Origin of the sequence: Sporosalibacterium faouarense (genome assembly GCF_016765695.1) — a bacterium.
Classification (GTDB): Bacteria; Bacillota; Clostridia; order Tissierellales; family VENL01; genus Sporosalibacterium; species Sporosalibacterium faouarense.
In genome coordinates, this window is the sequence record NZ_JAETGO010000086.1 from 40667 (window position 1) to 52178 (window position 11512).

Annotated in this window: 12 protein-coding genes; 5 read left to right on the forward strand and 7 right to left on the reverse strand. The window is 31.0% G+C overall.

Going from position 1 to position 11512, the window contains the following annotated elements:
- The first annotated feature begins 64 nt into the window (after positions 1 to 64).
- The gene (locus JMO20_RS16265) at positions 65 to 1741 is read left to right on the forward strand and encodes a 2-oxoacid:acceptor oxidoreductase subunit alpha (protein WP_202710762.1); all 1677 of its coding nucleotides are present in this window, start codon (positions 65 to 67) and stop codon (positions 1739 to 1741) included.
- A complete protein-coding gene (locus JMO20_RS16270) occupies positions 1741 to 2601 on the forward strand; it encodes a 2-oxoacid:ferredoxin oxidoreductase subunit beta (protein WP_202710763.1) in 861 nt (286 codons plus the stop codon). Before JMO20_RS16265 ends, JMO20_RS16270 begins: the two co-directional genes overlap by 1 nt.
- A 101-nt stretch (positions 2602 to 2702) precedes the next feature.
- Here the strand turns inward: JMO20_RS16270 and JMO20_RS16275 are convergent, their stop codons facing one another.
- From JMO20_RS16275 to JMO20_RS16285, 3 genes are all read right to left on the reverse strand, one after another.
- Complete coding sequence (locus tag JMO20_RS16275; protein ID WP_202710764.1) at positions 2703 to 3668, reverse strand: 2-hydroxyacid dehydrogenase; 966 nt, start codon at positions 3666 to 3668, stop codon at positions 2703 to 2705.
- 218 nt (positions 3669 to 3886) lie between these two features.
- Positions 3887 to 5386 (reverse strand): hypothetical protein, encoded by a 1500-nt coding sequence (locus JMO20_RS16280; RefSeq protein WP_202710765.1) that lies wholly within the window; start codon positions 5384 to 5386, stop codon positions 3887 to 3889.
- Between the two features lie 211 nt (positions 5387 to 5597).
- Positions 5598 to 6731: a glycerate kinase family protein gene (locus JMO20_RS16285; RefSeq protein ID WP_202710766.1), complete on the reverse strand. Its 1134-nt coding sequence runs from the start codon at positions 6729 to 6731 to the stop codon at positions 5598 to 5600.
- A 339-nt stretch (positions 6732 to 7070) separates the two neighbouring features.
- Here JMO20_RS16285 and JMO20_RS16290 point away from each other — a divergent pair, with 339 nt between their 5' ends.
- From JMO20_RS16290 to JMO20_RS16300, 3 genes are all read left to right on the forward strand, one after another.
- Complete coding sequence (locus JMO20_RS16290; RefSeq protein WP_202710767.1) at positions 7071 to 7412, forward strand: hypothetical protein; 342 nt, start codon at positions 7071 to 7073, stop codon at positions 7410 to 7412.
- A 131-nt stretch (positions 7413 to 7543) separates the two neighbouring features.
- Positions 7544 to 8404: a DMT family transporter gene (locus JMO20_RS16295; RefSeq protein ID WP_202710768.1), complete on the forward strand. Its 861-nt coding sequence runs from the start codon at positions 7544 to 7546 to the stop codon at positions 8402 to 8404.
- Between the two features lie 277 nt (positions 8405 to 8681).
- A complete protein-coding gene (locus JMO20_RS16300) occupies positions 8682 to 9494 on the forward strand; it encodes a MerR family transcriptional regulator (protein ID WP_202710769.1) in 813 nt (270 codons plus the stop codon).
- A 125-nt stretch (positions 9495 to 9619) separates the two neighbouring features.
- Here JMO20_RS16300 and JMO20_RS16305 read toward each other — a convergent pair whose 3' ends face one another.
- The 4 genes from JMO20_RS16305 to JMO20_RS16320 all read right to left on the reverse strand — a co-directional run.
- Positions 9620 to 9877 carry a hypothetical protein gene (locus JMO20_RS16305; RefSeq protein WP_207753536.1) on the reverse strand — a complete coding sequence of 86 codons (258 nt, stop codon included), beginning with the start codon at positions 9875 to 9877 and terminating at the stop codon, positions 9620 to 9622.
- A 102-nt stretch (positions 9878 to 9979) separates the two neighbouring features.
- Positions 9980 to 10357 (reverse strand): hypothetical protein, encoded by a 378-nt coding sequence (locus JMO20_RS16310; RefSeq protein ID WP_202710771.1) that lies wholly within the window; start codon positions 10355 to 10357, stop codon positions 9980 to 9982.
- Positions 10358 to 10407: 50 nt separating this feature from the next.
- On the reverse strand, positions 10408 to 10689 hold the full coding sequence (locus JMO20_RS16315; RefSeq protein WP_202710772.1) for a hypothetical protein: 282 nt from the start codon (positions 10687 to 10689) through the stop codon (positions 10408 to 10410).
- A 64-nt stretch (positions 10690 to 10753) separates the two neighbouring features.
- Positions 10754 to 11512 (reverse strand): RHS repeat-associated core domain-containing protein (locus JMO20_RS16320; RefSeq protein WP_279380161.1); only part of this gene is annotated, 759 nt, incomplete at its 5' end.

The following is an 11512-nucleotide window of genomic DNA, read 5'->3' on the forward strand; positions in this document are numbered from 1 at the left end:
ATAGCTGAGTATTTATAAGGTATATATATATTTAAGTTAAATAGACTAAGGGAGTGTTCATAATATGAAATATAATATTCTCGTTGGTGGTGCTGCTGGTCAAGGTATGTCAACAATAAGTACATTATTGCAGAAGGTGTTAAAAAGAAAAGGTTTTTACGTGTTTGCCAATAAAGACTATATGTCTAGAGTTAGAGGAGGACATAATTTTGTTCAAATAAGATTTGGAACAACACCTATAACCTCCCATCATCCTACTTTAGATGCAATTATTGCTCTAGACCAATCCACAATTGACAATCATATTAATCGTTTAAATAATAATGGAATTATTATCTGTGATACTGATTTAAATTCAGAAGATAAAAGAGTTATTCAAATACCTATGAGAAAACTATCTCGTGAAATAAAAAATCCAAGAGTATTTGGTTCAATTGGGATAGGTGCCCTATTAAAAATATTTGGAATTTCAATTGATAACATAGAACCTGTACTAAGGAAACGTTTCGATAAAAATACTAGTCAAGCTAATCTTGAGGCATTTAAAAAGGGGCATGAATTAGTAGAGTCTCATTTTAACATTAATTCAAATAATGAAGATAACCATATCATTATTAATGGTAATCAAGCTATAGCTTTAGGTGCTATTGCAGGTGGTGTAACATTTTATTCTGCTTACCCTATGACGCCTTCTACTAGTGTAATGACTTATTTATCTAAAAAACAACAGGAAGCTGGTATTCTAGTTGAGCAAGCTGAAGATGAAATAGCTGCTATTAATATGGCTTTAGGAGCTTCCTATGCAGGCATTCGGTCTATGACTGGTACATCCGGTGGAGGATTTTCATTAATGGTTGAAGGTATTGGATTAGGAGCCGTTGCTGAGATACCTTTAGTTATCGTAAATGTTCAAAGACCAGGACCTGCCACAGGATTACCTACCCGTACTGCTCAATGTGATTTAGACTTTGTTATAAGTGCATCTCAAGATGATTTTCCTAAAATGGTAATAGCAGTTAGAAACCCTGAAGATGCTTTCTATCAAACTGTTAGAGCTCTTAATTTAGCTGAAAAATATCAAATTCAAGTAATAATACTTAGTGATCAGTACTTGGCAGATTATAACCAGACTATAAAGCCTTACAATTTTGATGAAATTTCAATTGATAGATATCTTTCAAGTAAAGATGATATTGGAGAAGGATTCTATAAGAGATATAAGTTCACTGAAAACGGTATATCTCCTAGAATCATTCCTAGTACTATAGAAAGCAAAACGGTTTTAGGAGATAGTCATGAACATAATGAGATTGGTTTTGTTGATGAAAGTATAGAAAATCGTATTGCTATGATGAACAAGAGAATGAAAAGAATAAGCTTGTTGAAATCAGAAATTCAAGAGCCAGAATACATTGGAGTAGAAAATCCTGAAATACTTTTATTAGGATGGGGTTCAACCCATGGTTCTCTTCTAGAAGCCGTTGAATTATTAGCAAATGAGTCAATTAAAATTGGTGCTTTGATATTTGGTGATATTTGGCCACTTCCAACCGGACAGCTAGAATACTATGGTACTAATTCAAAAACTATTGTTAATGTTGAACATAACTTTACTGGACAATTGGCTAATTTAATAGCTCAAGAGACTGGTTTCAAATGTGATAAGAGTATATTGAGATATGATGGTCGTCAATTGAGTGGAACTGATATATACAATAAAGTAAAAAAAGAGGTGTTATAATGGCTACTGATATAAAACTTTTCGAATCAAAATCTGAAAACTCTTGGTGCCCTGGTTGTGGTAATTTTGGAATAGTCAATGCTCTCAAAAAGGCATTCTCTGAATTAGATTTACTCCCCCATAATATCTTGATTGCTTCCGGTATAGGTCAGGCTGCTAAGACGCCACATTACGTAAATGCAAATGGTTTTAATGGTTTACATGGAAGAGGTATTCCTCCAGCAGTTGGGGCTAAGATTGCAAATAAAGATTTAAGAGTAATCGTTACTTCAGGAGATGGTGACTCATATGGTGAAGGTGGAAATCATCTAATTCATAATATTAGAAGGAATATAGATATTACTCATCTAGTGCACAACAACCAAATATATGGTTTAACTAAAGGACAAGGCTCGCCAACTACTGGAAAAGGACATAAAACTAGCATGCAATTTGAAGGAGTGTATGCTGATGAATTTAATCCAATTGCATTCGCCATTAGTCTTGGTTGTTCCTTTGTCGCTAGAAGCTTTTCAGCTGACAAAGACCATCTCTCTGAGATGATTAAAGCTGGAATGGAGCATAATGGCTATGCGCTTATAGATATTCTACAGCCATGTGTTACATTTAATAAAATCAACACTTATAAATGGTATAAAGATAGAGTGTACTATATTGAAGATGATTACAACCCATATGATAAGGTTGAAGCTTTTAAGAAATCTCAAGAATGGGAGAATAAAATTCCAATAGGAGTTATTTATAAAGAAGATAAACCTACTTTTATAGATAGAATTCCTCAAATCAAAGATAATCCTCCACTAATTAATAAAAAATTAGATCCAAAGAATGCTATTAAGTTTATGGAGGAATTTAAATAAAAAGAAATATTTATATAGCTGTTTACAAGTATGTAATAAGAGGTATTCTAAAAAGTTGACTAATTAATTAAAGGAAGGGAATTCCCTTCCTTTTTGTTATACTATATTTGGTTTACAGGTGTTATTGCTCTATTCCCATTTAATACTGCTAAAACATTATCAACAACTAATCTTGCCATTTTAGTTCTAGTTTCATTTGAAGCACTTCCAACATGAGGTGTCATAACTACATTATTCATACTTCTCAACTCTTCTTCTATTTTAGGTTCATTTTCAAACACATCTAATCCTGCTCCCCATATTTGTCCTTCTTTTAAAGCTTCAACTAAAGCTTTTTCATCTATAACTGGACCACGGGAAGTATTAATAATTATCGCAGTATTTTTCATCATCTTAAATTCATCTCTACCTATAGAATGCTTAGTTTCATCAGTCAATGGTACATGTAGTGAAATGAAATCTGCTTCCTTTAATAAAGTTTCTTTATCTACATAGATTGCTCCGTATTCTTTTTCAAATTCTTCATCCCTATTTCTATTATGATAAAGAATTTTCATATCAAAGCCTAAGCTCTTTTTAGCAAATGCCTTGCCTATTCTACCTGCTCCAATCACACCAAGGGTCTTACCAGTAACATCTTGCCCTAATAAAAGATTTGGGTCAAAACTATTCCATTTATTATTCCTTACATATCCATCCCCTTCTGCTACTCTTCTAGTAACAGCAAACATAAGAGCCCATGCAAGTTCAGCAGTTGTATCAGAAAGTACTCCAGGAGTATTAGTTACTTGAATTCCTCTTTTCGTAGCTTCCTCTATATCTATATTGTTATATCCAACTGCAAAATTTGATATAACCTTTAAGTTATCTGCATTGTCCAATACTTCTTTATCTATCTTATTTGCAAGCTGAGTTATTAATGCATCTTTACCTTTTACCTTTTCTATAAGTTCTTCCTTAGTTAAAGTTCTGTCCATAGGGTTGATTTCTACATCAAAATGTTGTCTTAATAAATCCACTTGCATCAATGGTACTTCTCTAGTTATGTATATTTTTTTTCTATCCATGTGCTACCTCCTTATGTATTTTAAAGTTTCTTACCTTCTTACTATATTATAATATATCCATACAGGATTATCATAATCATTTAGTATATTTAAGAAATCTATATTTTTTAGAGAATTGAATAAAATTTTATCTAATTCCCTTATCTACCTTTAAGTAAAATTAACTCTTAATATTTGGCTATTCAGTTGCTTTTCACTTAATTGTTTTCTTTCATATTTTATTTAGAATCAATAAGGTTTAAATCAGTTAAGAAATCTTGGATTTTATCTCCTAAATCATCTCTATCCATTAAAGGATATTTCACTTCTTCTTCGTTAAAAATCAAAGTAAGTTTTCCTTCTATATTTTTAGTAAGATCCATAGTAGTTGTATCAAATATTTTCCATCCATTTTCATTAAAAACTACATAGGATTTTTCATCAGTAAATAAAATATATGCTGGTATATCATTATTGATCATAAAACTCTTTAATAATAATGCTTTATCCTTAGGCCCTCCTTTTCCAGTTACAATTACCTCTTCTGGATCCATGATTCTATGAGCTTCTTTAAATATACTTCCTCCTTCAATATTTTCATTAATGTAATTAATCATGTCTTTAGATGTACTTAATTCCTTAGAGTATTTTTTTGTTAGCTGAGTTTTAGCACTTTCGCTAACATAAAATTCTGGATGCTTAACTATTAATGTCTGATATCCATATTTTGCAAGGGTGTATTGGGATTCAGGTGTATCTTTACTTAGGGTATATACTTGATTGACAATATTCTCAGATATATCCTTAGCTTTATCTCCCTTTTTTATTTCAATGTTTACATGGGGAAAATCTGTAGGGAAACCTTTTTTATCTGGCTCTAATTGAAAATAGTTAATATCAGCTTCATATTTATCCTTAAAATCATACCTTTCAATGAAGCTTTCATAGGCCTCTTGAGTCATTCTTCCTTCCATAGTAAATCCAGTAGTATAATATGCATCATTACAGATTCCAATAACCTTGTTGTAATTAGGTAGCTGTCCATAATCTACATCTTGAAACATTCCCATAGTATCATTATAGATGTTATGATCTTTATGCTTTAAAAAATATGCATTATCTGAAAGATAGTCATCACCTTTGTAGCTAAAGCTAGTAATGGCATGCTCAGGTATTGTTAATAAAACAACATCCTCTGGCTCTACTCCCATTAGTCTCATCATTGCAACATTCATACTGGATATATCAGCACATGCTCCAATTACATTGCCATAATTCTCTTGTAGATTTGCCATAACATCATAGTTAAGAAATTTTAGATAGGATAGGATTAAGGAATACCATTCTTGTATAGGGTCTTCCTCGGGAGTCCTTTCAGCAACATGGGTCAAATGTTCAATATTCCTACGATTATATATACTTAATCCTTTTATTAAATCACCATTATTTGATTTAATATCTATAGCTTTTTCAATTGTATTCTCTGACATCATATTTGTTAATATCATTGCTGAATAGACTTGCATATAAAGAGCATCCATAAAATATCCAGTTATACTTCTTTTTATCAATCCATCAAATTCATATTCAGTACCTTTCTCAAGTTGTGCCAGCTCTTTGTATTCCTCTAATATCGGAAATCCATTGTTTAAGCTTTGTGTAGACACCTTTGTTTCCCCCGTAGTGCAACTTGCTAACAGCAAGGATAAAATAATAAGTATAATCATTATCTTTTTCATGCAGTTCCCCCCTAATATAGTATGTTTAGAACCCCTCACAAAGGTGTTTTAAATATATTATTTCATTTCTTTCTTATTACACTTTTACAAAAACATATCCTATGGCTAAAATATACTTATAGAATAATTAGCGAAGGATAATTCTTTTCCCTTTGCAACACTTTTTGCATATTAAAAAAGTAGAATCTATGAATATAAAAACCTGTCTGTTTTAAAGTAAGACTATCCTGATAATCTGCTCAACATTACTCTCAATAAGAAGTTTAGCCTTATCTTTGTTCATTGCTTCTTCTATATACATAGGATAATTCATGATTGAAAAAACTGCATCTATTCCATATTTATTTACAATATATCCTTTATCAGAAACACTTCCTGCTATTGCAATAACTGGTTTATCATACTTTTTTGATAACTTAGCAACTCCAAATGGAACCTTTCCATAAATAGTCTGATCATCAATCTTACCTTCTCCAGTTATAACTAGATCACAATTTTTTATATCATCTTCTAGCTTCATATTCTTCATTACCAAATCTATTCCAGATTTTAATTGAGCATTTAGAAAGGCCATCATTCCTCCACCTAATCCCCCAGCTGCTCCTGCTCCAGGCTCATTTTTTATATTTATGGATAATTCTCTAGAAATAATATCGCCTAGATGATTAAGCCCTTTATCCAACTCTAATACCATTTCTTCATTTGCCCCTTTTTGGGGCCCATATACGTAGGATGCTCCCTTTGGACCACATAATGGATTATCTACATCACAGGCAATTACAAAATTAGATTTTTTTATTCTATTATCAATATTCTCTAGTTTAATTCTCTTTATATCCTTTAATGAACCTCCACCAAATCCTACCTCTTGACCTTTATCATCTAAAAAGCTTATTCCTAAGGCTTGTGCCATTCCTACTCCTCCATCATTGGTAGCACTTCCTCCAATACCTAAAATAAATTCTCTACATCCTTTATCTAAGGCTATTTTTATTAATTCTCCCGTTCCATATGTAGTGGTTACCATTGGATTTCTTTTTTCTTCTGGAACTAATGGTAATCCTGAAGCTGCTGCCATCTCTATAACTGCTGTCTTTTTATCACCTAAAATTCCAAAAAACGAATCAAGCTTGTCTCCCAAAGGTCCGATCACTTGTACATTGTGTATCTGTCCATTTGTTGCATTTACTAAAGCCTTTACTGTTCCCTCTCCACCATCAGCCAAAGGCTTCCTAATTATTTCTATCTTTTGATTTGCTTTTTTTATTCCCTTTTCAATAGATTCCGCTACTTCAAATGTATCTAAGCTCCCTTTAAATGAATCATTAGCTATTAGAACCTTCATTCTAAAGCTTCACCCCCATAAAAACAAACTATTTTTATATATTTATTTTACATTTATAGTCTTATTATAATATATAAGTTTATTTTTAAGCAAAATTATTCTAGAAATAGTGGAATTTTTAAAAGATTTCATCCCAAGTGAAAATGACTTATTCAGTCACTTTTTCCTTAAACTAATTACTAAAGTAGCTAAATACCTCAGTCACGAGGATATAACCTTGAATAAAATTTTAATATGCAATTCCCTTAAATAATGATTTCTTGTTTTTAAATTTTAATCTGTTTAATATTTTCTTTTTTACAAATACTAATTTAAGAATAGATTAAGAGGAGGATTAAGATGGATTATAAAATGCCAAAGCATCATTATAACCTATTAAAAACTGTTGAAGGTACAGGTTGGATTCTTTGTGATGCATTAAACACAATGGTTCGTAATAATATTTCTTCAGACTTATCTTCTGGAGGAAATATGGATTCTTTACTAGCAAATAACATAAGTGAGATTTTCCAAGTAGTTGCAGAATGTGAGGAGCAAGAAGTAATTGATCATCTAGCAGATAAAATAATTGAATTTGCTGGTGAAGACATTAATAGCTTCTTGGATTACATGGGTCAGAATATGGGGGATAACCCTCTCTATAAGAAAGTTTATACAGTGGCTAATAACGAAATGAGATAATTACAAGGTAGGGAATTAACCTACCTTGTTTTATTTAGCTTAATTGTCACAAAATTCAAATAGTTGACTAATATAGTTATTAGAATTATAATCTTATTGAGAATTTTTATCAAATACTTGGAGGTTTACATATGGAAAATAAATCAAAGGGAATTGTACTTATATTGCTATCTGCTTTATTTTTTGCGTTAATGGCAGCTACTGTTAAGTCTTTAGATAACATTCCAACTGCTGAAAAAATATTTTTTAGAAATATTTTTGGATTTATTATAGCTTTTTCAATGGTAAGAAAAAAGAAAAAGCCATTATTAGGTAATAATATCCCCATTCTATTATTAAGAAGTACTTTTGGACTGTTAGGTGTTGCTTGTTATTTTTATGCTTTATCTCAAGTTCGCCTAGCAGATGCTGTTATCCTTAATAAAATGTCACCATTCTTTGTTCTAGTTTTATCGGCTATTTTCCTAAAAGAAAAAATCAAGAAATTACAGTTTGTATCTTTAATATTAGCTGTTGGTGGGGCTATGCTAGTAATAAAGCCTGAGTTTAACTCAAGTATTTTACCATCTGTTATTGCTCTAGGATCCGCATTTTTTGCGGGAGCTGCATATACAACTATTAGACATTTAAGACATACAGATGCAGCTGAAACTATAGTTTTATATTTTACCTTTGTCTCAACCGTTGTTATGATACCATTTATGATATTTGGGCAATTCGTTGTACCATCACCAACTGAAATTTTAGGATTACTAGGATTAGGACTATTTGCTACAACGGCACAATTCTTGATGACAAATGCTTACAGATTTGCTCCAGCTGGAGAACTATCAATATATACCTATACTAATATAGTTTTCTCTACCTTTATAGGATTGATTATTTGGGCAGAAGTTCCCGATTCTATAACTATAATAGGAGCTACGCTTATAGTAGCCGCTGGATTCTTCAATTACTATGCTAATAGAAAGGTCAAGTTAAAAGGTAATTAAAATATTAAATTTTAAATATGCAATTTTCTCAAATAGCAGGTATAACATTCTCTATGAATGTTATACCTGTTTAATTATATTCAAAGCCTCTAGCAAATAGTTTATTGAAATATATTTTTTTCCATTTAGATCATTATAATTAATACTTGAGATAAATATTTATGTTTATTGTATTCCATAATATACTTAATTTATAATTATATGTTGACTTTAACATAATGATAAGGTTTATAATAAAATCATAATCCGGATTTATTCAATCATGGGAGGTGCTATTATGTTCAAGATAGGAGAATTCTCTAAGTTTACAAAGGTATCTACAAGAATGCTTAGATATTACGATGAAGTTGGACTATTTAAGCCTAAAAAAATTGATAAGTTTACAGGATATCGTTATTATTCTGCTAGTCAAATGCCAGAGCTTATTAAAATAGTTACACTAAGGGACGTTGGTTTCACCATATCAGAGATATCTAGGTTGATTAAGGTAAGGGACGATCAAGATTTTATAAAAGAATTAAAAAGAAAACAATTGGAAATTAAAGATACTATTACAGTTGAAGAAAAAAAGATTTCAGATATTGATAAAATTATTTCAAATTTAGGTAAGGAGATGTATACAATGAATTATGAAATAATCATAAAAGAAATACCAAGCTATAAAGTTGTGTCTGTAAGAGGAATAGTGGACAGCTATAGTAATGAGGTTAATTTATGGGAAAAGCTAGGAAAATTTGCTCAAGGTAGTCAACTCCAACCCAATGGGGCCCCCTTTGCTATATATCATGATGGAGAGCATAAGGATAGTAATATAGATATTGAAGTAGTAATGCCTGTGGATGAATTACAGGATAGTAAAGGTGAATTTGTTTTCAGAGAGGTCGAGGCCATACCTACTATGGCAACTATCCTATATAAAGGACCCTATGAAAATATTGATGAAGCTTTTTACTTTCTTGCTAACTGGATTGAAGATAGTAAATATGAGTCCTATGGAAATGCAAGACAAATATCAATTAAGGGTGCATGGAATGAGCCTAACCCAGATAATTATCTAGTTGAGATACAAATTCCAGTAAGGAAGCTATAAACTCTACATAAGTTACATTATGCACTAATATAGGGATGGTAAGTAAGTCATCCCTATATTAGTGTTTCTTATAAATTGTTTTAATCTAAGATTTACACCATGTCTAGCACATAATTTTCTTAGTTTTAGAGTATTGTTTTATAATTTTTAGCTAATATCCATCCATTTAACCCATAAGAAGAAGAAATTACATAATATGAATATTCTTCTCTTACAAGTTTCTCTCTTAGTTCTTCAATAGTATCATAGTTCATTGGCCAACTATAACTTTTGTGTTTTTCCAATAAATCACTATTGTTCTTTATAAAGTAATCTATACTGTATTTCTCTATATCAAATATTATACTTCCCCTATATTTTAGCAAGTATCTTGCACTATGCATTCTTACTTTCCCTTTGATTCAAAAATGTAGAAAGGTCAAGGGTAATTTTTTACCCTTGACCTAGTGGATGCTTCTTATTAGCTATTACTAATAATTTCTATTTCAAGCTTTTTTATTTTTAGACAAAAATTTAAATATCACTAATAGTTCTATAAGAACTAAGCATATGTTGAATGTAATAGCAATAGATTCATAATTAGTTATCCATTCTTGAGATAATATATTTTGGTAAATATCAGGTAATTGCTCATGATTCTCTACTACTACTGGAATAATTGATAAAGCTGATGTTAAAATCATAAAACCTGCAATAAATATAATTGGAATCAACTTAATAGTAAGTGAGGTTATACCTTCTATATTACCTTTCTTATTAAAAATCTTTTTTCTAATGAAGTATACTATATAAGGAACAAATAGTATCCAAATCATAAGCATATTAATAGAAATCAATAACAACTTCGCTGAATCTTGACTCAAACAATCTCCCCCTTTACGCAACAATACAATTATACTTTTAACTTAAATACTTATTTTTCTTTACTTTTACCCTTAAAGAAATAAAAGTAATTGTCATCTGCTCCTTTTGTAATCCAGAGGAATTGAAATACTCTAAGAAAAATATACGTAAATAAAATTGCTACAAAGAATCCTAGTGCCTCTAAAAAATCTCCTGCAAATAAGCTTATAACAATAAGGTAAATACACATAATTAAAAAACATGTAAATCCTACAACATGGAGAATCATAAATTTCTTAAATTTTAGCAAATATAGATAATTTTCGAGGACGGTATTTTCTTTATTTCTCATAAAGCTCTCCTTTCATATTTATTACATCGTAATTCTATTGTTCTTATAGAATGCATACTTATTTTTAATGTGCAAACTCTATCGTCATGTCAGATGGATCTCTATAATATTCTTTTCCATCACCTTCATCTGTAATATCAATTTCGGCAATAACCCCTATTCCCCATGCTCCTCCAACCTCTAAATCAAAATAATGTCTAATTTCGTTTTCATCAACATAATTAACACCTGCCTTAAAATGACCACCTACAGAACCCAGACCTGGAGATAATCCTATTTTCACTCTATGATTTGTTCCTTGTGCATCAAAGGTAGCACTTCCTTCTACAATAGCAGCATAGGCTTCAACATTAAGAACACCACCTCGCCCATCTTGGCGATTTTGTATATCTGCCATTATTCCTGCACTTCCTCTTGCATAGGAACCATCCAAGTCTAAAATATCATCATAATTTCCTAAATCTAAATTATGAATTTTAGCTTTTACTATACTCCCATCCATAACTGCACCAAAATCACCTCCTGTTGCAGTCACTCTACCAACTTTAATATATATATCATCTTCTTCTGGACTTCCTAATCCTTCAAGTTTAACTGATTCTACTAAGTCAACTGGTCCATTATCCTCATAACTACTATATGGGTAAGAGCCAGTATAATATGCTCTAGGTGAATTCTGCGAACTATTTCCTGCTCCATCCTTACAATGTCCACTAGGGTAAACATACTTCACAGGATTATTTGACACATATACATATAGGTTCAGTCCATCTCCCCTAAATGTATCCTCTTGAGTAAACCTTCCTATGTTAGGTGCATAATA